Annotated in this window: 30 protein-coding genes; 27 read left to right on the top strand and 3 right to left on the bottom strand. The window is 54.1% G+C overall.

The window, feature by feature from the left end:
* Position 1 precedes the first annotated feature (1 nt).
* The 25 genes from rpmC to BMZ81_RS01605 all read left to right on the top strand — a co-directional run bounded on the left by rpmC (position 2) and on the right by BMZ81_RS01605 (position 12,351).
* Positions 2 to 205 (top strand): 50S ribosomal protein L29, encoded by a 204-nt coding sequence (gene rpmC / locus BMZ81_RS01725; RefSeq protein WP_091127918.1) that lies wholly within the window; start codon positions 2 to 4, stop codon positions 203 to 205.
* A 17-nt stretch (positions 206 to 222) separates the two neighbouring features.
* Positions 223 to 489 (top strand): 30S ribosomal protein S17, encoded by a 267-nt coding sequence (rpsQ, locus tag BMZ81_RS01720; RefSeq protein ID WP_091127917.1) that lies wholly within the window; start codon positions 223 to 225, stop codon positions 487 to 489.
* A gap of 14 nt (positions 490 to 503) precedes the next feature.
* Complete coding sequence (gene rplN / locus BMZ81_RS01715; RefSeq protein WP_091127915.1) at positions 504 to 872, top strand: 50S ribosomal protein L14; 369 nt, start codon at positions 504 to 506, stop codon at positions 870 to 872.
* Between the two features lie 19 nt (positions 873 to 891).
* Positions 892 to 1,197 carry a 50S ribosomal protein L24 gene (rplX, locus tag BMZ81_RS01710; protein ID WP_091127997.1) on the top strand — a complete coding sequence of 102 codons (306 nt, stop codon included), beginning with the start codon at positions 892 to 894 and terminating at the stop codon, positions 1,195 to 1,197.
* 17 nt (positions 1,198 to 1,214) lie between these two features.
* Positions 1,215 to 1,754 (top strand): 50S ribosomal protein L5, encoded by a 540-nt coding sequence (gene rplE, locus BMZ81_RS01705; protein WP_091127913.1) that lies wholly within the window; start codon positions 1,215 to 1,217, stop codon positions 1,752 to 1,754.
* Positions 1,755 to 1,769: 15 nt separating this feature from the next.
* Positions 1,770 to 1,955, top strand: a complete 186-nt coding sequence (locus BMZ81_RS01700; RefSeq protein ID WP_091127912.1) for a type Z 30S ribosomal protein S14 — start codon at positions 1,770 to 1,772, stop codon at positions 1,953 to 1,955.
* 185 nt (positions 1,956 to 2,140) lie between these two features.
* Positions 2,141 to 2,539 carry a 30S ribosomal protein S8 gene (gene rpsH / locus BMZ81_RS01695; RefSeq protein WP_091127910.1) on the top strand — a complete coding sequence of 133 codons (399 nt, stop codon included), beginning with the start codon at positions 2,141 to 2,143 and terminating at the stop codon, positions 2,537 to 2,539.
* A gap of 16 nt (positions 2,540 to 2,555) precedes the next feature.
* Positions 2,556 to 3,101 (top strand): 50S ribosomal protein L6, encoded by a 546-nt coding sequence (gene rplF, locus BMZ81_RS01690; protein WP_091127909.1) that lies wholly within the window; start codon positions 2,556 to 2,558, stop codon positions 3,099 to 3,101.
* A gap of 14 nt (positions 3,102 to 3,115) precedes the next feature.
* The gene (gene rplR / locus BMZ81_RS01685) at positions 3,116 to 3,475 is read left to right on the top strand and encodes a 50S ribosomal protein L18 (RefSeq protein ID WP_091127907.1); all 360 of its coding nucleotides are present in this window, start codon (positions 3,116 to 3,118) and stop codon (positions 3,473 to 3,475) included.
* A 20-nt stretch (positions 3,476 to 3,495) separates the two neighbouring features.
* A complete protein-coding gene (rpsE, locus tag BMZ81_RS01680) occupies positions 3,496 to 3,996 on the top strand; it encodes a 30S ribosomal protein S5 (protein ID WP_022288803.1) in 501 nt (166 codons plus the stop codon).
* A 13-nt stretch (positions 3,997 to 4,009) separates the two neighbouring features.
* A complete protein-coding gene (gene rpmD / locus BMZ81_RS01675; RefSeq protein ID WP_091127905.1) occupies positions 4,010 to 4,192 on the top strand; it encodes a 50S ribosomal protein L30 in 183 nt (60 codons plus the stop codon).
* A 13-nt stretch (positions 4,193 to 4,205) separates the two neighbouring features.
* On the top strand, positions 4,206 to 4,646 hold the full coding sequence (rplO, locus tag BMZ81_RS01670; RefSeq protein ID WP_091127904.1) for a 50S ribosomal protein L15: 441 nt from the start codon (positions 4,206 to 4,208) through the stop codon (positions 4,644 to 4,646).
* 1 nt (position 4,647) lies between these two features.
* Entirely contained in the window at positions 4,648 to 5,937 is a 1,290-nt protein-coding gene (secY, locus tag BMZ81_RS01665; RefSeq protein ID WP_091127902.1) for a preprotein translocase subunit SecY, read from the top strand.
* Positions 5,938 to 5,953: 16 nt separating this feature from the next.
* Positions 5,954 to 6,586 carry an adenylate kinase gene (locus tag BMZ81_RS01660; RefSeq protein WP_091127900.1) on the top strand — a complete coding sequence of 211 codons (633 nt, stop codon included), beginning with the start codon at positions 5,954 to 5,956 and terminating at the stop codon, positions 6,584 to 6,586.
* A gap of 4 nt (positions 6,587 to 6,590) precedes the next feature.
* On the top strand, positions 6,591 to 7,343 hold the full coding sequence (gene map, locus BMZ81_RS01655) for a type I methionyl aminopeptidase (protein ID WP_091127899.1): 753 nt from the start codon (positions 6,591 to 6,593) through the stop codon (positions 7,341 to 7,343).
* Between the two features lie 10 nt (positions 7,344 to 7,353).
* Positions 7,354 to 7,638, top strand: a complete 285-nt coding sequence (locus BMZ81_RS01650; RefSeq protein WP_091127897.1) for a KOW domain-containing RNA-binding protein — start codon at positions 7,354 to 7,356, stop codon at positions 7,636 to 7,638.
* A gap of 3 nt (positions 7,639 to 7,641) precedes the next feature.
* A complete protein-coding gene (infA, locus tag BMZ81_RS01645; RefSeq protein WP_091127896.1) occupies positions 7,642 to 7,860 on the top strand; it encodes a translation initiation factor IF-1 in 219 nt (72 codons plus the stop codon).
* A gap of 53 nt (positions 7,861 to 7,913) precedes the next feature.
* A complete protein-coding gene (rpmJ, locus tag BMZ81_RS01640) occupies positions 7,914 to 8,027 on the top strand; it encodes a 50S ribosomal protein L36 (protein WP_014116882.1) in 114 nt (37 codons plus the stop codon).
* 26 nt (positions 8,028 to 8,053) lie between these two features.
* Positions 8,054 to 8,419 (top strand): 30S ribosomal protein S13, encoded by a 366-nt coding sequence (rpsM, locus tag BMZ81_RS01635; RefSeq protein ID WP_091127894.1) that lies wholly within the window; start codon positions 8,054 to 8,056, stop codon positions 8,417 to 8,419.
* Between the two features lie 15 nt (positions 8,420 to 8,434).
* On the top strand, positions 8,435 to 8,842 hold the full coding sequence (gene rpsK / locus BMZ81_RS01630; RefSeq protein ID WP_091127892.1) for a 30S ribosomal protein S11: 408 nt from the start codon (positions 8,435 to 8,437) through the stop codon (positions 8,840 to 8,842).
* Between the two features lie 24 nt (positions 8,843 to 8,866).
* On the top strand, positions 8,867 to 9,469 hold the full coding sequence (gene rpsD, locus BMZ81_RS01625) for a 30S ribosomal protein S4 (protein WP_091127891.1): 603 nt from the start codon (positions 8,867 to 8,869) through the stop codon (positions 9,467 to 9,469).
* 87 nt (positions 9,470 to 9,556) lie between these two features.
* Positions 9,557 to 10,507, top strand: a complete 951-nt coding sequence (locus BMZ81_RS01620; protein WP_091127890.1) for a DNA-directed RNA polymerase subunit alpha — start codon at positions 9,557 to 9,559, stop codon at positions 10,505 to 10,507.
* A 59-nt stretch (positions 10,508 to 10,566) separates the two neighbouring features.
* On the top strand, positions 10,567 to 10,911 hold the full coding sequence (gene rplQ / locus BMZ81_RS01615; RefSeq protein ID WP_091127888.1) for a 50S ribosomal protein L17: 345 nt from the start codon (positions 10,567 to 10,569) through the stop codon (positions 10,909 to 10,911).
* Between the two features lie 173 nt (positions 10,912 to 11,084).
* The gene (locus BMZ81_RS01610) at positions 11,085 to 11,498 is read left to right on the top strand and encodes a hypothetical protein (protein ID WP_091127886.1); all 414 of its coding nucleotides are present in this window, start codon (positions 11,085 to 11,087) and stop codon (positions 11,496 to 11,498) included.
* Between the two features lie 136 nt (positions 11,499 to 11,634).
* Positions 11,635 to 12,351 (top strand): polysaccharide deacetylase family protein, encoded by a 717-nt coding sequence (locus BMZ81_RS01605; RefSeq protein ID WP_091127885.1) that lies wholly within the window; start codon positions 11,635 to 11,637, stop codon positions 12,349 to 12,351.
* Positions 12,352 to 12,393: 42 nt separating this feature from the next.
* Here BMZ81_RS01605 and secG read toward each other — a convergent pair whose 3' ends face one another.
* Positions 12,394 to 12,645, bottom strand: a complete 252-nt coding sequence (gene secG, locus BMZ81_RS01600) for a preprotein translocase subunit SecG (protein ID WP_091127883.1) — start codon at positions 12,643 to 12,645, stop codon at positions 12,394 to 12,396.
* 253 nt (positions 12,646 to 12,898) lie between these two features.
* Between secG and lexA the strand changes: the two genes are divergently transcribed.
* On the top strand, positions 12,899 to 13,522 hold the full coding sequence (gene lexA, locus BMZ81_RS01595; RefSeq protein ID WP_091127881.1) for a transcriptional repressor LexA: 624 nt from the start codon (positions 12,899 to 12,901) through the stop codon (positions 13,520 to 13,522).
* Positions 13,523 to 13,543: 21 nt separating this feature from the next.
* Complete coding sequence (locus tag BMZ81_RS01590; protein WP_091127880.1) at positions 13,544 to 14,176, top strand: pentapeptide repeat-containing protein; 633 nt, start codon at positions 13,544 to 13,546, stop codon at positions 14,174 to 14,176.
* Between the two features lie 92 nt (positions 14,177 to 14,268).
* On the opposite strand, the gene mmuM is transcribed toward BMZ81_RS01590, so the two are convergent.
* On the bottom strand, positions 14,269 to 15,222 hold the full coding sequence (gene mmuM / locus BMZ81_RS01585; protein WP_091127877.1) for a homocysteine S-methyltransferase: 954 nt from the start codon (positions 15,220 to 15,222) through the stop codon (positions 14,269 to 14,271).
* Positions 15,222 to 16,661, bottom strand: a complete 1,440-nt coding sequence (locus BMZ81_RS01580; RefSeq protein ID WP_091127876.1) for an alanine/glycine:cation symporter family protein — start codon at positions 16,659 to 16,661, stop codon at positions 15,222 to 15,224. Before BMZ81_RS01580 ends, mmuM begins: the two co-directional genes overlap by 1 nt.
* Positions 16,662 to 16,750: the final 89 nt, after the last annotated feature.

Here is a 16,750-nt window from a genome sequence, read left to right as displayed (position 1 = left end):
GATGAAGGCAAGTGAAATCCGTAAGATGACCCCTGAGCAGCTGAATGAAAAGCTGGCGGGCCTGAAGAAGGACCTGTTCTATCTGCGCATGCAGCATGCCACCAATCAGCTGGATAACCCTGTGAAGATCCGGGAGACCAAGCACGACATTGCCCGAGTCAAGACCGTGCTGGCGGAGCTCTCTGCGGCTTCCGACAAGCAGTGAGAAGGAGGTAATCGAACATGAACGAAGAGAAGAGAACTTCCTCTCGGAAGACCCGTGTTGGCAAGGTCGTTTCCGATAAGATGGATAAGACCGTGGTTGTCGCCATCGAGGACCGCGTGGCTCATCCCCTGTATAAGAAGATCGTTGGCCGCACCTATAAGCTGAAGGCTCATGACGAGCAGAACGCCTGCGGTATCGGCGATAAGGTCAAGGTGATGGAGACCCGCCCTCTGTCCAAGGACAAGCGGTGGCGCGTGGTCGAGATCATTGAAAAAGCGAAGTAAGGAGGTGCCGAGTTATGATTCAGCAGGAAACTTTTCTGAAAGTCGCCGATAATACCGGCGCCAAGGAGATTAAGTGCATCCGGGTCCTGGGCGGTTCCAGCCGGAAGTTCGGCAACATCGGTGATGTGATCGTGGCTTCCGTCCGCAAGTCCACTCCCGGCGGTACCGTGAAGAAGGGCGAGGTCGTCAAGGCCGTCATCGTCCGCAGCGCAAAGGGCGTCCGCCGCGCGGACGGCACCTATGTCCGCTTCGATGACAACGCCGCCGTCCTGATTAAGGACGACAAGAACCCCAGAGGTACCCGTATCTTTGGGCCGGTGGCTCGTGAGCTGCGCGACAAGGATTACATGAAAATCCTGTCCCTCGCCCCCGAAGTGATTTGAGGAGGGCAACGAAATGGCTATGAATATCAAGAAGGGCGATACCGTTGTCGTCCTGTCCGGCAAGGACAAGGGTAAGCAGGGCAAGGTGCTTGGCACCGTTCCCGGCTCCAGCAAGGTCGTCGTGGAGGGCATCAATATGGTGACCTGCCACGTGAAGCCCCGCCGTCAGGGCGAGGAGGGCGGCATCGTCAAGCGCGAAGCTGCCATTGCCTCCTGCAAGGTGCAGGTGGTTTGCCCCAAGTGCGGCAAGGGCACCCGTGTCGCCCACAATGTGGCCGACGGTAAGAAGACCCGCGTGTGCAAGCACTGCGGCGCTGAACTGTGAGAAAGGAGAGCTGACCAATGGCTAGACTGAAAGAAAAGTATACCGCCGAAGTCGCTCCCGCCCTGATGAAGCAGTTCGGCTACAAGAGCGTCATGCAGATTCCCAAGATTGACAAGGTTGTTGTCAATGTGGGCTGTGGTGAAGCCCGCGAGAACTCCAAGGTCCTGGAGAATGTTGTCGGCGACCTGTCCAAGATTACCGGCCAGAAGCCCATCATTACCAAGGCCCGCAAGTCCATCGCAAACTTTAAGCTCCGTGAGGAGATGCCCATCGGCGCGAAGGTTACCCTTCGCGGCGCCAAGATGTGGGAGTTCCTGGACCGCCTGTTCAATGTGGCTCTGCCCCGCGTCCGTGACTTCCAGGGCATCAACCCCAATTCCTTTGACGGCCGCGGCAACTATGCCCTGGGCATCAAGGAACAGCTGATCTTCCCTGAGATCGAGTACGACAAGATCGACAAGATCCGTGGTATGGATGTGGTGATTTGCACCACTGCAAAAACCGATGAAGAGGCCCGTGCCCTGCTGCAGCAGGTCGGCGCTCCCTTCGCGAAATAAGGAGGAGAGAACAAAATGGCTAAGAAATCCATGATTTTGAAGCAGCAGGCTCCCGCGAAGTTCTCTTCCCGGAAGTACAACCGCTGCAAGCTCTGCGGCCGTCCCCATGCCTACCTGCGGGACTACGGCGTGTGCCGTATCTGCTTCCGTGAGCTGGCTTACAAGGGCGAGATCCCCGGTGTGAGAAAGGCTTCCTTCTGAGGAAAGCCCTGCGCCAAATCATTTTTGTACCCGTGGGCTTTGATATGGGCCCTTGGATAAACGGATGGCGAAAGGTCATGACCAATTGGGCACCACGCGCGAGCGGACTGCTCCATTGGCCATGATACCTCGCTGCCGGAGCGGTTTCTCTGGAACCGCAACTCTAAAATAGGAGGAATTTATTTATGCATATCACCGATCCGGTTGCGGATATGCTGACCCGTATCCGCAATGCCAACAGTGCGAAGCACGAAACCGTTGATGTTCCCGCTTCCAACATGAAAAAGAGCATTGCTCAGATTCTGCTGGATGAGGGCTATATCAAAAACTTCCAGGTGGTGGAAGACGGCCTGCAGGGCATGATCCACATTACCTTGAAGTACAACGCGGGCAAGGAAAAGGTCATCACTGGCCTGCGCCGCGTAAGTAAGCCTGGCCTGCGCGTCTATGTGGGTGCCGATGAGCTGCCCCGCGTGCTGCGTGGCTTGGGTATCGCCATCATCTCTACGTCCAAGGGCGTCATGACCGACAAGAAAGCCCGCGAGCTGCATGTCGGCGGTGAAGTCCTGGCATTTGTCTGGTAAGGAGGGTATTTGAACAATGTCTAGAATTGGCAGAATGCCCATTACCGTTCCCGCCGGCGTGACCGTTTCCATCGCCGAGGGTAATGTGGTTACCGTGAAGGGACCCAAGGGCGAGCTGACTCGTGCACTGCGCCCCGAGATGATTATTAAGCAGGAAGGCACTACGATCACCGTGGACCGTCCTTCCGACGACAAGCTGCATCGCAGCCTGCACGGCCTGACCCGTACACTTCTTCATAATATGGTTGTCGGTGTGACCGATGGCTTCAAGAAGGAGCTGGAGGTCAATGGTGTCGGCTATCGTGTGGCGAAGGAGGGCAAGAACCTGGTTATGAACCTGGGCTTCTCTCATCAGGTGATCGTTTCTGAGATTGAGGGCATCACCATTGATGTCCCAGCTCCCAATAAAATCGTGATTAACGGCTGCGACAAGCAGGCTGTGGGCCAGTTTGCCGCAGAAGTCCGCGAGAAGCGTCCCCCCGAGCCCTATAAGGGTAAGGGCATCAAGTATGCTGACGAGGTCATCCGCCGTAAGGTCGGTAAGACCGGCGCCAAGAAGTAAGGAGGTGTGCCGATATGATTAAGAGACCGAATACCAATGCCCAGCGCCTGAAGCGCCATAAGAGAGTGCGCGCCAAGATCTCCGGCACTCCCGAGATGCCGCGTCTGAATGTGTTCCGCAGCGAAGCCAACATCTACGCCCAGGTCATCGATGATGTCAATGGTGTAACACTGGTTTCCGCTTCCTCTCTGGATAAGGCCATCGAGGGATACGGCGGCAATATCGCTGCTGCTACCGCCGTTGGCAAGCTGGTGGCTGAACGCGCCAAGGCCAAGGGTATCGAGAACGTGGTTTTTGACCGCGGCGGCTACCTGTACCACGGCCGCGTGCAGGCACTGGCCGAGGGCGCCCGTGAGGGCGGTCTGAAGTTTTAATCGGAGGGAGGAACAACAAAATGCCTAGATTTGAAAGAGAACAGAGCGAGTATATTGAGAAAGTTGTGTCCTTGAACCGTGTTTCCAAGACTGTCAAGGGCGGCCGCGTGATGAAATTCTCTGCCCTGGTCGTCGTGGGTGACGGTAAGGGTAAGGTGGGCTACGGCCTGGGTAAGGCCGCGGAAGTTCCCGAGGCCATCCGCAAGGGTATCGAGGCTGCCAAGAAAAACATGATCACCGTGACGCTCTCCGGGAGCACCATTCCCCATGAGACCATCGGTGAGGCCGGCGCCGGTCGCGTGCTGATGAAGCCCGCTGCTCCCGGTACCGGAGTGATTGCTGGCGGTGCTGTCCGTGCCGTCGTCGAGGCCGCAGGTATTAAGGACATTCGTACCAAGTGCCTGCGTTCCAACAACCCTAACAATGTCGTCGCTGCTGCTTTCGTGGGCTTGAAGTCCATGCGCGGTCCTGAGGCTGTGGCCCGGATTCGCGGCAAGAGCGTCGAAGAGATCGTGGGTTAAGGAGGCGCAAAACATGGCAAACTTAAATATTAAGCTCGTCAAGAGCCTGAATGGCCGTCTGGAGAAGCAGGTTGCTACGGCCAATTCCCTGGGCCTGCGCAAGATTGGTGACATCACCGTGCAGCCCGACAACGATCAAACCCGCGGCAAGATTGCCAAGATTGGCTATCTGCTGCAGGTGACCGAAGTGAAGTAAGGAGGCACGAATAATGAAATTGAGCGAACTGTCTCCCGCCGAGGGCTCTGTCCGCCAGGCATACCGCAAGGGCCGGGGCGCTGGTTCCGGCAATGGTAAGACCGGCGGCCGCGGCCATAAGGGCCAGAAGGCCCGTTCCGGTGGTAAGGTCCGTATCGGCTTTGAAGGCGGCCAGATGCCTTTGGCCCGCCGTATCCCGAAGCGCGGCTTCAACAACATCTTTGCAAAGCCCATGGAGATTGTCAACCTGAGCGCCCTGAATGCATTTGAGGACGGCGAGACCGTTACAGCCGAGGCACTGCTGGAAAAGGGAATTCTTTCCAAATGTGAGTATGGCTTTAAGGTTCTGGGTAACGGCAAGGTTTCCAAGAAGGTCACTGTCAAGGCTTCTGCTTTCTCCGCGTCTGCCAAAGAGGCCATCGAGGCAGCTGGCGGAAAGGCAGAGGTGATGTAACGTGATCCAAACGATTCGCAAGGCGTGGGGAATCCCCGAGCTGCGGAAGAAGATCATTTTTACACTCCTCATTCTGCTGATTTTCCGAATCGGCAACGCAATTACGGTCCCCTACGTGAACGTACAAGCGCTGGAAGCACAGCTGGAGGCGATGGGTGCCACGATCCTGGGCCTGTATAATGTCATGAGCGGCGGCGCATTTGCAACCGCGACGGTCTTTGCACTGAGCATTCAGCCCTATATCAACAGCTCCATCATCATCCAACTGCTGACCATTGCCATTCCTGCCTTGGAGCGGCTGGCAAAGGACGGCGGGGAAGAGGGCAAGAAGAAAATTCAGTCCATCACCCGCTACACGACCGTGGGCATTGCTGTCCTGCAGGGCTTCGGCTACTATATGATGATGCAGCGCTACAATCTGTTGGCTGTAAGCGATCCTACCATCTGGCACGCCTTGGTGATTATTGTTTCCTTCGTGGCAGGCTCTTCCTTCGTCATGTGGATGGGCGAGCAGGTGACAGAGTTCGGTGTAGGGAATGGTATTTCCATTATCCTGTTCGCCGGCATTTTGTCCCGTGTCCCCAACATGGTTTCCGCTGGAATTGCTTTCGGCATGGAAGCGGCTGTCAACTGGCTTTGGATTGCTCTGCTGCTGGTGGGTGGACTGGCACTTATTATCTTCATCGTATTCATCAACGATGCTGAGCGCCGGATTCCCGTTCAGTATGCAAAGCGCCAGGTTGGCCGGAAGATGTATGGCGGCCAGAGCACGCATCTGCCCATGAAGGTGAATATGTCCGGCGTCCTGCCGGTCATCTTTGCCCAGAGCATTGCATCCCTGCCCATCACCATCTGGAGCTTCATCGGCATTCCGGCAGAGGGAACGGTTTCCCGGTCCATCTATGATGCCATTGATACCAAGTCCTTCATCTATATGGTGGTGTACTTCATCATGATCATTGGCTTTAGTTATTTCTACTCCACCATCCAGTTTAATCCCGTGGAGATTGCAAATAACCTGAAAAAGCAGGGTGGCTTTATTCCGGGCTTCCGTCCCGGCAAGCCCACTGTGGATTTCATCAAGCGGGTGCTGAATAAGATCACCTTGTTTGGTGCCATCTATCTGGGCATTGTGGCGATCTGCCCGCTGATTGTGGGCAAGTTCGTTGACAATCCGGCCCTGTCCATCGGCGGCACGTCCGTCATCATCGTCGTGGGCGTTGCCCTGGAGACGGTGAAGGCTTTGGAATCCCAAATGCTGATGCGTCAGTATAAGGGTTTCCTGGAATAAGAGGAAGGCGTTTCGTATGAAACTGATTCTGTTGGGCGCCCCAGGCGCCGGCAAGGGAACTCAGGCTGAGATCCTTTGCAAAGAGTTGAGTATTCCTACCATCTCCACTGGCAATATTCTCCGCGCTGCCATCAAAAACGGTACGCCTACGGGCCTGAAAGCCAAGAGCTTTATGGACGCAGGCAAGCTGGTGCCCGATGAGGTCATCATCGGTATCATCACCGAGCGACTGGCGGAAGAGGACTGCAAAAACGGATATATTCTGGACGGGGTGCCCCGCACCATCGCTCAGGCTGAAGCCATGGAGAAGGCCGGAATTGTGTTTGACGCTGTTGTTTCCATTGAGATCTCTGACGAGACTATCATGGAGCGCATGAGTGGACGCCGCGTCTGCGAAGCCTGCGGATCCAGTTACCATGTGGTAGCTGTTCCCCCCAAGCAGGAAGGCGTGTGCGACAGCTGCGGCGGCAAGCTTGTCCAGCGTAAAGATGATGCCCCCGAGACCGTGAAAGCGCGTCTTGAGGTCTATCATAAGGAGACGGAACCGCTGAAGGATTTCTATGCCCAGCGGGGACTCCTGAAGTCTGTGGAGAATCAGTCCTCTGTGGCAGAGACCTCCCAGGCGATTCTGCATGCGCTGGGGAGATGAGAGCATGATTACGCTCAAATCCTCCCACGAGATCGAACTGATGCGCCGGGCCGGGAAAATTACCGCGGCTGCCCGTGCCTTGGCAGGGGAAATGGTAAGGCCCGGCGTAACAACCCAGGAGATCGACAGCGCAGTGGAGCATTTTATCCGTAAACAGGGCGCAGTCCCATCCTTCCTGCATTACAATGGCTATCCGGCCAGCGCCTGCATCAGCGTCAACGATGAGATCATTCATGGCATCCCTGGCAAACGGGTGCTTGCTGAGGGTGATATCGTCAGCGTAGATGTCGGTGCCTACATTGGAGGGGTTCACGGCGACTGTGCCGCAACTTTCCCCTGCGGCAGAATTTCTCCGGAGGCTCAGGACTTGATTGATGTGACCAGGCAGAGCTTTTTTGAAGGAATTCAGTTTGCAAAGGAAGGACATCGGCTTCTGGATATTTCTGCGGCAATTCAGGAATACGTGGAAAGTCACGGATATTCCATTGTCCGCGAGTATGTCGGCCACGGGGTCGGCGCCCAGATGCACGAATCTCCGGAGATTCCAAACTACGGCCATCCCGGCCGGGGACCGCGGCTTCTCCGGGGCATGACCCTTGCAATTGAACCGATGGTGAATGCCGGCTCGGCGGCTATCCAGCAGATGAGTGACGGCTGGACCGTCAAGACACTGGACGGCAAATGGGCGGCACACTATGAGAATACGATCCTGATTACAGACGGCGAGCCCGAGATTCTGACGGCTCCCGCCATATAAGAAGAAGCGTATGGAAATTGCAAAATCAAATATTGTCCGATCCGATGCCGGCAGAGATAAGGGAAAGCTTTTCGTCGTTCTTGCGGTGGAAGGCGAATATCTCCTGTTGGCGGACGGAAAGGGACGAAAGGTGGAAACTCCCAAGCGCAAAAAGCGCAGACATGTGCTGTTTGTGGCAGCGGAAGACACCCGCCTCTCTGAAAAAATTAAAGGCGACGCGAAAATCACAAACAGTGAGCTTCGCAGGACCCTCGCGGCGTATCGCGAGGAGGTTCATCCGGACCAGGAGGGATAACGTTTGGCAAAATCCGACATGATTGAAGTGGAAGGCGTTGTGGTGGAAGCCCTGCCCAACACCACGTTCCAGGTGGACATTGGAAATGGACACACGATTTTGGCACATATTTCCGGAAAACTCAGAATGAATTTCATCAGGATTCTGCCCGGCGACAAGGTGACGGTGGAGATGTCCCCGTACGACCTGACCCGCGGCCGGATCACCTGGCGCAGCAAGTAGGCGCCGGGCGAATAGTAAATGACACAAACCGCTGAAAGGAATGGTTACGAACTATGAAAGTAAGACCGTCCGTGAAGCCCATGTGCGAAAAGTGCAAGGTTATTCGCCGCAAAGGCCGTGTCATGGTCATTTGCGAGAACCCCAAGCATAAGCAGAGACAGGGCTAACATTTAATTGGAGGTGCTTTAAGAGTATGGCACGTATTGCCGGTATTGACCTGCCGAAGGATAAGCGTATCGAGATCGGCCTCACCTATATCTACGGCATTGGCAGAAAGAGCGCCAAGGACATCCTGGCGCAGACGGGCATTAACCCCGACACCCGCGTCAAGGACCTGAGCGACGCTGAGGAGCAGAAGCTCCGTGACGCCATCGACGCCTATACCGTTGAAGGCGACCTGCGCCGCCAGACTGCTCTGGACATCAAGCGGCTGACTGAGATCGGCTGCTATCGCGGCATCCGGCACCGCAGAGGACTGCCTGTCCGCGGCCAGCGCAGCAAGACGAACGCACGTACCCGCAAAGGTCCCAAGAAGACCATTGCGAACAAGAAGAAGTAAGGAGGGAGATCAGGTATGGCAACTGCAAAAGCATCCGGCGGTAAGAAAGTCATTCGCCGCCGCCGTGAGAAGAAGAACGTTGAACGTGGCCAGGTCCACATCCGCTCTTCTTTCAACAACACCATGGTAACTGTTACCGACAGCCAGGGTAACGCCCTTTCCTGGGCTTCCTCCGGTGGCTTGGGTTTCCGCGGCAGCAAGAAGTCCACGCCCTTCGCGGCACAGACCGCTGCTGAGACGGCCGCCCGCGCAGCTATGGAGCATGGCCTGAAGACGGTTGAAGTCTTCGTGAAGGGTCCCGGTCAGGGCCGCGAGGCCGCTATCCGCGCCCTGCAGGCAGTGGGCCTGGAAGTGACCATGATTAAGGACGTCACTCCCATCCCCCACAATGGCTGCCGTCCCCCCAAGCGTCGTCGCGTCTAATCGAAAGAGGAGGTAACAAGCAATATGGCAAAGAATATGCAGCCGATTACCAAGCGCTGCAAGGCTTTGGGTATTTCTCCTGCCGAAATGGGCTATGCGAAAAAGAATACCAATCGCAATCCCGGCGGTCAGATGAGAAAGAAGAAGAGCGAATATGGCATCCAGCTGAACGAAAAGCAGAAGGTCAAGTTTATCTATGGCATTCTGGAAAAGCAGTTCCACTCTTATTATGAGACAGCCGCTGCCGCTCCCGGTAAGACCGGCGATAACCTGCTAATCACGGTCGAGCGCCGTCTGGACAACGTGGTATACCGTCTGGGCTTCGCCATGACCCGCCGTCAGGCGCGTCAGCTGGTATCCCATGCCCACTTCACGGTCAACGGCAAGAAGGTGAACATTCCTTCTTATCTGGTAAAGGCCGGAGATGTCATTGAAGTGGCTGAGAGCAGCCGTTCCTCTGAGGTGTTCAAGCGCTTGGTTGGCCAGGATGCGCCCATGTTCCTGCTGCCCCCTTGGCTGGAGCGTGAGAAGAACACTTTGAAGGGTACTGTGACCCGCCTTCCCGTCCGCGAGGAGATCGATACTCCCGTTGAGGAGCACCTGATCGTTGAGTTGTACTCCAAGTAAGCGGAGGATACCCTCGAGGATGACAGGAACATTCGGCGGCATGCAGTTTTGTATAGCCGCGACAAGAAGATGAAGGAGGGTAACTGCATGATCGAAATTGAAAAGCCCCAGATTGAGTGTATCGAGACCCCGGGTGACGCTACTTACGGCAAGTACGTAGTAGAGCCCCTGGAACGTGGCTATGGCACGACTCTGGGCAATGCGCTTCGCCGCATTATGCTTTCCTCTCTGCCCGGCACCGCACCGACCACTATCAAGATCGCCGGTGTTCAGCATGAGTTTTCCACCATTCCCGGTGTGAAAGAAGATGTGACGGAGATCGTCTTGAATGTGAAGGGCCTCCTGACGAAACTGCACAGCGAGACCGTAAAAACGGTCTATATCGAAGCGGTTGGTCCCTGTGAGGTTACTGCCGGTGATATCAAGGCCGACGGTGAGGTGGAAGTATTAAACCCTGACCTGCACATTGCCACCTTGGACAATGGCGCCACCCTCAATATGGAGATCACCCTATCCCATGGCCGGGGCTATGTGCCTGCAGACCGCAACAAGCCCCAGCAGAATGTCATCGGTACCATTGCTGTGGACTCCATTTATACCCCGGTATACAAGGTGAATTACACGGTGGAGCCTACCCGTGTGGGAACGTCCAGTGACTTTGACAAGCTGACACTGGAGGTTTGGACCGACGGGACCATCTCTGCCCGGGACGCTGTTTCCTTGGGCGCCAAGATTTTGTGCGACCATTTCACCCTGTTCACGGATCTCTCTGAAAATGTAGGCAGTAAGCCGACTGTGGTGGAGAAGGCGGAAGCCCAGCGGGACAAGGTACTGGAGTTGACCATTGAGGAACTGGATCTCTCGGTCCGCAGTTTCAACTGCCTGAAGCGCGCCAACATCAATACCGTTGAGGATTTGATCTCCAAGACGGAAGATGAAATGATGAAGGTTCGTAACTTGGGCCGCAAGTCACTGGAGGAAGTCATCAACAAGCTGGCGATGATGGGCCTCCACCTGGCCGATGAAGAAAACAACTGATTTGATGCCGGAGAAATTGATCCCGGCTGACCAAAATCCTTACAAGGAGGAAAACCGAAATGCCCGGAACTCGTAAGCTCGGTAAGACTACTGACCAGCGTATGGCAATGCTGCGTCAGCAGGTCACCGATTTCCTGGATCATGGCAAGATGGAGACCACCGTCACCCGTGCCAAGGAAATCAAGCCTCTGGCTGAGAAAATGATCACCCTTGGTAAAAAGAGCGATCTGGCTGCTTATCGGCAGGCCATGAGCTTCATCACCCGCGAGGATGTGTGCAAAAAGCTCTTCAAGGAGATTGCCCCCACCTATGCGGAGCGCAACGGCGGCTATACCCGCATTGTCCGCACTGGCGTACGCCGTGGTGATGCTGCTGAGACAGCAATTATTGAACTTGTAAAATAACTGCATTTCAGCAAAAGTATTCAAAAAAGCCCTTTGCCATGGGAACCTAGGACCTGTGGCAAAGGGCTTTTTGACATCGTGTATGATCTCAACAAATAAACCTTCATGGTATTTTGCTTTTCAAACTGCGGTATGTGTGTTATCATGGTTTTACTTAAAAAAGGAGGCACGCCATGCGGAAAGTACGCTGTTATGAATGCGGCAAACAGTATGACTATGATGAGGATGGCTTCTGCCCCGCATGCGGAGCCTTTAATCAGCCGCCGAGAACTGCGCATATCAGCCCGGACGGCGCAGTTGTCAGAGTGGACGGAATCAACGAGCGCAACCATGCAGACTCTTTCGTTCATCGAGAGCTCCATGCGGAGGACGAGGAGCGGCGTCGGGGCGGCATGGAGCAGAGGGCCCGGCGATTGCAGAGGCCGGTAACTGGACGGCAGAGGGGGCAGCAATTCCAAATGGCACTCCGTATCACGGGTTCTCGCACTCAAAAAGAATCCAAAAATGAACTGGGAATTTTGGTTGGGATTATTTTTGGTATCATTGCGCTGAATATACTGGCCAATTTCTTCTATATTTTTTTCTAAATCAGAAAGAGCTCTGTGCCAAAAGCACAGAGCTCTTTTTTATTCAATGAAACAGCCGGGAAAAAATTTTAACGGGTGTAATTTCCGCATGTCCGAGCAAACTAGTTTCGAATGAACATGGGGGGAATGGAGTTAAATGTGGAAACGGCGTCTGATTTTTTTGTGTTTAGTCTTGCTGACAGCGCTTCCATGTACCCACAGCGATGGAGCAATTTTGGCAGATGCCCCGGCAGCGATTCCGGCGGAGACAAAGTATATCGCGCTTACTTTTGATGACGGCCCGCGGAAAAGCACCACCACCAAATTGTTGGATGGTCTGCGGGAACGGGGAGCCAGCGCCACCTTTTTCCTGGTAGGAGAGCAGATAGAGGCCAACCGGGAACTGGTGGAACGGATGAAAGCAGAGGGGCATCAGGTGGGAAACCACACGTGGAGTCATGCAAAATTGGAAGGAGCGGATGCTGGTACCGTTGCGTGGGAAATTAAAAAAACGAACGATTTGCTTGTCAGTATTCTGGGAGAGGGAACCTACTGGCTCCGACCGCCATACGGACGTATTCAAGAAGCACAGAAGAAGCAAATTACCGTTCCAATGGTCACCTGGTCCATTGACTCCCGGGACTGGGAGTCTCTGAATGCGGCGAAGGCCGCACAGTCGGTTCTGCAGGAGGCACATCCCAATGCCATTATTTTGATGCACGATATCTACCCCACCTCGGTAGAGGCAGCGTTGAAAATTGTGGACGTACTGCAGAAAGAGGGATACGTTTTTGTCACCGTGGAAGAATTGCTGGCACTGAACGGGATAAAACCACAGCTTGGTGTGATTTATCGATCCGGTGACCCGCTATAAAAAACACCTGCGGCAACTGCCGCAGGTGTTTTAGCAAAAGACTTATGCTGCACGGCCCTGGAGAATCAGCAGAACCAGCGTCAAAATCAGAAACACGGCACCAATCCACTTGGTAGCCCGGGCCAGCTTGGCATCCATGGTTTTGGCCTTGTTTTTTGCCAGGAAAGAGTCAGCCACGCCACCAATAGCACCAGAGAGGCCGGCGCTCTTGCCGGATTGAAACAGAACGGCCAAAATAATCACCAAGCCGCAGAGCAACTGCAGTATTGTAACTACCATCGTCAAAATTTCCATGGGGATACCTCCAAAATTCAGCCATACCATCGGCATTTATACTTGTTCATAGGCACTTAGTTTACCATATTTTTTATTGGTTTTCAAGGGAATTTTGAAAAATATCCGCCAAAATATTTGTGGACTGTTCAGAAATACAATCATGCAAATTTTTGGAAAAAGTGGAACAAATGTTTGCATTCTCTTCAGAAATATGTTACAATCAGCCATAAGAAATTTAGAAGAGCCGTTGTTGTGAAAACAGGAGGGCCTTATGGCAAAGCTTTCTAAAATGCAGCAGAAGATCTATGACTATCTCGTATCTTGCATCCAGGAGCAAGGGTACCCACCTTCTGTGCGTGAAATTGGGGAGGCGGTGGGGTTAAAATCTCCCTCTACCGTTCACTTCCACCTGAAGCATTTGGAAGAGGCTGGTGTTATTGAAAAGCGGGAGGGAAAGGGACGCGCGATTTCACTGACGCACCCTTCTTCTGCGCAGCCCCAGGCACCCGTCATTCAGGAAAAGGAATTTGCTCAAATTCCGATTGTGGGTAATGTAGCTGCTGGCAGCCCCATCCTGGCGGAAGAGTGTATTGAGGATTACCTGACATTTGATACCGGCGGCCGGAGTGAGGAATACTTTGCCCTGCGGGTCCGGGGAGAGTCTATGCTGAACGCAGGGATTCTGCCGGGTGATTTAGTGGTGGTGCGCCGGCAGCCAACTGCCAATCACGGAGAGATCGTAGTGGCCATGATTGAAGACGAAGCTACAGTAAAGCGGCTTTCCCGAAAAAACGGCCGGATTTGGCTGCTGCCGGAAAATGATGCCTATTCGCCCATTGATGGGACCTACGCGCAGATTTTAGGAAAAGTGGCGGCTGTGGTTCGGCGTTACTGAGCATGCAGGGAAAGTATACCGATGATGGAACAAGCGGGGAAACAAGAAAAGAGACTGACCAAGTTCCTGTCAGAGGCCAGAGAGAGTGATGAACGGATTTCCTCTGCCGCCTTTTTGGGGGAGGAAGTAGAAAATTTTGATTTTACAGACCTGGAATGCAGCCATGTCATCTTTGACGGCTGTCAATTTACCAATTGCGCATTTACAGGGACGGCCTTTTATCAAACGCTTCTGCGCGGCTGCAGCTTTTCAGGCTGCTGTTTCGGCAGTACCTATTGGAAGGAGTGCCAGTTCCGGGACACAAAAGCGGATGGCTGCGATTTCCGAAAAAGCCGCCTGAAAAGCTGCACATTGAATGGATGCTTTTTGCGCTATGCCAATTTTTTCGAAGGGGTTTGGGAGAAAACCGACTTGACAGACTGCAATCTCCGGGAGGCTGTCCTCTCCGCCATGCGGTTTTCCAAAATTCGGCTGGAACGTGTGGATGTCTCGCAGGTGGATTTTTTTCAGACGATGCTGAAGAATGTGGATCTCTCCACCTGCTCCATTGAGGGAATTACAGTCTCGGAGTCGCTCCGGGAGCTGAGGGGGAGTACCATCGATGCGGCGCAGGCCGCTGTACTGGCAAAGCTCATGGGCGTTCAGGTGATATAGGACACTGCTCTGACAGTATTTTGACAGCGGACAGAAGAGAATTCAAATACAAAAAGGACTATGGCACTGCCATAGTCCTTTTTGTATTTGAATTAGCCGATCTTTTGATAAATTGTCCGGGCTTTAGCAACCTCCCGGATGTGATTGTCCACTGTCCGGCAGCAGCCGCCCACAGCGCTGGCCCCGGCCCGCATCCAGCGACGGGCATAGTCTCCGAAGGTGATGCCGTCTCGGTTGCCGTGCCAGGTCTTCGTGGCGGGGTCATATTCTTCTCCACTGTTTGGATAGACCGCGACCGGCAGGTCGCATCCCATTTTCAGTTCCAGAATCAAGTGCTCCACAAACTGAGGCGGCGTGCAGTTGACGCCGATCATTTTCAGATGGGGATGACCAACTGCCAGTGTTTTGGCACAGTCACGAATCAGATCTCCCTCGTGAATATGGCTGCCATCCCGGCAGGAAAAACTAATCCAGTAGTCCGCGCCCAGGGACTCGGCGATTTCTGCCTCAAGCAGGGCCTCATGGAGAGAAGGCTGCGTTTCTATCAGTAGCAGATCCGCCCCGGCATTCCAGAGAAGCTCCATTCTGCGCAGATGAAAATCCTTCAAATCATCATCACTGACACCGTAATTGCCGCGGTATTCAGATCCATCAGCCAGATAAGCACCATACGGGCCAACCGCGCCCAAGCACAGCGGCCAAACCCGGCCGCTGCCCAGCCCCTCAGCGTTCCACCAGGTGTCCCGGGCGTCTATAAACAGTTCCACAGATCGGGTGATCAATGCCTCCGCTTCCTTTTCGGAATATCCCTTGGCCAGCAGGCCGGGAATGGTGGCTTGATAACTGTCGGTAATGCCGCAATCTGCCCCGGCACGGAAGTAATCCATATGAACCCGGCGTACCAGATCCGGTGTTTCCACCAAGGCTTTGGCACTCCAAAGCCTGTCGTTTAAGTTGCAGCCCATAGCTTCCAGGGCTGTGGACATCGATCCGTCGATGACAAGGATACCTGTTTCCCGCAGGGCATCCGCCAGTGCTGCACGCATCACTGCACCTCCTTTGCCTTTTTATCCACTGCACCATAAATCACAGGTTCGGGATGTTCCCCCTGTTCCTTGGCGGGAAGAAACCGATTCCAGAAGTCATGGAACAGGCGGAGGATTTCCTTCTGCTGAGTATAGATAAACAGAAGGGTAATGATAACATAGATGGCGGAGAGCAAATCAGTCATGGCCCAAAGGGCATCTGCCTCAATATTGTAAAACAAGACGCAGGGCAGCATGTAATAGACCATGTACACCCAGGTGGCTCTGCGGTTGGTTTTGGTATCACCGAACGCATAGTTGACGGATTTTTCACAGCTGTAGTACATACCGATGATGGTGGTCCAGGCAAAGATGGCAATGGCGATCGCCATAAACCAGCCGCCGAAGGGGCCGTAGGCCACCTTAAAGGCCACTGTGGTCAACTGGGCGGAGTCGATATTGGGATAATCGATGTAAGCGTTTGTGAGAATCAAGGACAGGGCGGTGACAGAGCAGACCACGATGGTGTCCAGAAATACTTCACCCCAGCCCCAGGAGGACTGACGGACAGGGTGATCTGTCTTGGCAGAGGCGTGGGCGATAATGCCGTAGCCAGTGCCGGCATCATTTGAGTACAGCCCCCGGGCGATTCCGTAACGAATGGCATCCCGGACGGTGGCACCCGCAAAGCCGCCTACCGTGGCCATGGGGGTGAAGGCACTTTTGAAGATGAGACCAAAGGCAGCGGGGACTGCGGTGACATTCATCAGTAAAATGCCGAGGCCGCCGAGAATATAGATGAAAGCCATGAGGGGAACAACCTTTTCCATCACGGCGGAGATACGCTTCAGTCCGCCGGCGATGGTGGCAAAACAGGTGACGCCAAGTACAATGACGGAAAGAAGCGGATCAATACCAAAGCCCTCCTGCAGAGAGCTGGTAACGGATTCGGTCTGTACGCAGCAAGTCCACGGCCCCAGAAGAAAGCAGGCAACAGCCAGCACCACAGCGCCCCTCTTCCATCCAAGGGCGTTCTTCATGACAAAGGAGCGGTCACACATGTATTCGTCCATGGACTCGCTGTACTTTACCCGATACCGCTGGCCAAGGATGATTTCACAGGCCTTGGTGGACATCCCCAGCAGACCGGAGACCCACATCCAGAAAACAGCTCCCGGACCGCCGGATACGATAGCGGTGGCCACGCCGCCGATGTTGCCTACGCCGATGGTGTTAGCCATGGCCGTGCAGGCTGCGGCAAAGCCGGACACGGTACCGGCGCCATCCCCCTTTTGAAACATCTTTCCAAAAGTGTTTTGAAAGTGGAACCCAATTTTCCGGAAGTTATATCGCCATCCGAACCGGAAACCAAGATAAAGCCCTGTTCCCACCAGAGCCACAGTCATAGGTGTGCCCCATAAGAAATCGGAAATTGCAGATAGAATTTCCAACAGGATCATATTGCTCCTCCTCTCGAAATAAAGTCCACGTAAGACTTTAACACATTAAATCAAATGTAACATGTAAGGAGGAGAAACGTCAACAGAAA

The sequence above is a fragment of the Oscillibacter sp. PC13 genome, assembly GCF_900115635.1.
Classification (GTDB): domain Bacteria; phylum Bacillota; class Clostridia; order Oscillospirales; family Oscillospiraceae; genus Oscillibacter.
The sequence above is the reverse complement of the archived record's forward strand: the minus strand, read 5'-3'. Positions and strand labels throughout refer to the sequence as shown.

Excerpts from the sequence above, each read along its gene's own strand:
- rplO (WP_091127904.1), top strand. The coding sequence starts at position 4,206 with ATGAAATTGAGCGAACTGTCTCCCGCCGAGGGCTCTGTCCGCCAGGCA.
- BMZ81_RS01650 (WP_091127897.1), top strand. The coding sequence starts at position 7,354 with ATGGAAATTGCAAAATCAAATATTGTCCGATCCGATGCCGGCAGAGAT.
- rplN (WP_091127915.1), top strand. The coding sequence starts at position 504 with ATGATTCAGCAGGAAACTTTTCTGAAAGTCGCCGATAATACCGGCGCC.
- rpsM (WP_091127894.1), top strand. The coding sequence starts at position 8,054 with ATGGCACGTATTGCCGGTATTGACCTGCCGAAGGATAAGCGTATCGAG.
- rplF (WP_091127909.1), top strand. The coding sequence starts at position 2,556 with ATGTCTAGAATTGGCAGAATGCCCATTACCGTTCCCGCCGGCGTGACC.
- BMZ81_RS01660 (WP_091127900.1), top strand. The coding sequence starts at position 5,954 with ATGAAACTGATTCTGTTGGGCGCCCCAGGCGCCGGCAAGGGAACTCAG.
- rplQ (WP_091127888.1), top strand. The coding sequence starts at position 10,567 with ATGCCCGGAACTCGTAAGCTCGGTAAGACTACTGACCAGCGTATGGCA.
- BMZ81_RS01700 (WP_091127912.1), top strand. The coding sequence starts at position 1,770 with ATGGCTAAGAAATCCATGATTTTGAAGCAGCAGGCTCCCGCGAAGTTC.
- BMZ81_RS01620 (WP_091127890.1), top strand. The coding sequence starts at position 9,557 with ATGATCGAAATTGAAAAGCCCCAGATTGAGTGTATCGAGACCCCGGGT.
- map (WP_091127899.1), top strand. The coding sequence starts at position 6,591 with ATGATTACGCTCAAATCCTCCCACGAGATCGAACTGATGCGCCGGGCC.
- rpsQ (WP_091127917.1), top strand. The coding sequence starts at position 223 with ATGAACGAAGAGAAGAGAACTTCCTCTCGGAAGACCCGTGTTGGCAAG.
- rpmD (WP_091127905.1), top strand. The coding sequence starts at position 4,010 with ATGGCAAACTTAAATATTAAGCTCGTCAAGAGCCTGAATGGCCGTCTG.
- BMZ81_RS01590 (WP_091127880.1), top strand. The coding sequence starts at position 13,544 with ATGATGGAACAAGCGGGGAAACAAGAAAAGAGACTGACCAAGTTCCTG.
- rplE (WP_091127913.1), top strand. The coding sequence starts at position 1,215 with ATGGCTAGACTGAAAGAAAAGTATACCGCCGAAGTCGCTCCCGCCCTG.
- rpmJ (WP_014116882.1), top strand. The coding sequence starts at position 7,914 with ATGAAAGTAAGACCGTCCGTGAAGCCCATGTGCGAAAAGTGCAAGGTT.
- BMZ81_RS01610 (WP_091127886.1), top strand. The coding sequence starts at position 11,085 with ATGCGGAAAGTACGCTGTTATGAATGCGGCAAACAGTATGACTATGAT.
- rplX (WP_091127997.1), top strand. The coding sequence starts at position 892 with ATGAATATCAAGAAGGGCGATACCGTTGTCGTCCTGTCCGGCAAGGAC.
- secG (WP_091127883.1), bottom strand. The coding sequence starts at position 12,645 with ATGGAAATTTTGACGATGGTAGTTACAATACTGCAGTTGCTCTGCGGC.
- rpsH (WP_091127910.1), top strand. The coding sequence starts at position 2,141 with ATGCATATCACCGATCCGGTTGCGGATATGCTGACCCGTATCCGCAAT.
- BMZ81_RS01580 (WP_091127876.1), bottom strand. The coding sequence starts at position 16,661 with ATGATCCTGTTGGAAATTCTATCTGCAATTTCCGATTTCTTATGGGGC.
- rpsD (WP_091127891.1), top strand. The coding sequence starts at position 8,867 with ATGGCAAAGAATATGCAGCCGATTACCAAGCGCTGCAAGGCTTTGGGT.
- lexA (WP_091127881.1), top strand. The coding sequence starts at position 12,899 with ATGGCAAAGCTTTCTAAAATGCAGCAGAAGATCTATGACTATCTCGTA.
- rplR (WP_091127907.1), top strand. The coding sequence starts at position 3,116 with ATGATTAAGAGACCGAATACCAATGCCCAGCGCCTGAAGCGCCATAAG.
- rpmC (WP_091127918.1), top strand. The coding sequence starts at position 2 with ATGAAGGCAAGTGAAATCCGTAAGATGACCCCTGAGCAGCTGAATGAA.
- rpsK (WP_091127892.1), top strand. The coding sequence starts at position 8,435 with ATGGCAACTGCAAAAGCATCCGGCGGTAAGAAAGTCATTCGCCGCCGC.
- BMZ81_RS01605 (WP_091127885.1), top strand. The coding sequence starts at position 11,635 with ATGTGGAAACGGCGTCTGATTTTTTTGTGTTTAGTCTTGCTGACAGCG.
- rpsE (WP_022288803.1), top strand. The coding sequence starts at position 3,496 with ATGCCTAGATTTGAAAGAGAACAGAGCGAGTATATTGAGAAAGTTGTG.
- mmuM (WP_091127877.1), bottom strand. The coding sequence starts at position 15,222 with ATGCGTGCAGCACTGGCGGATGCCCTGCGGGAAACAGGTATCCTTGTC.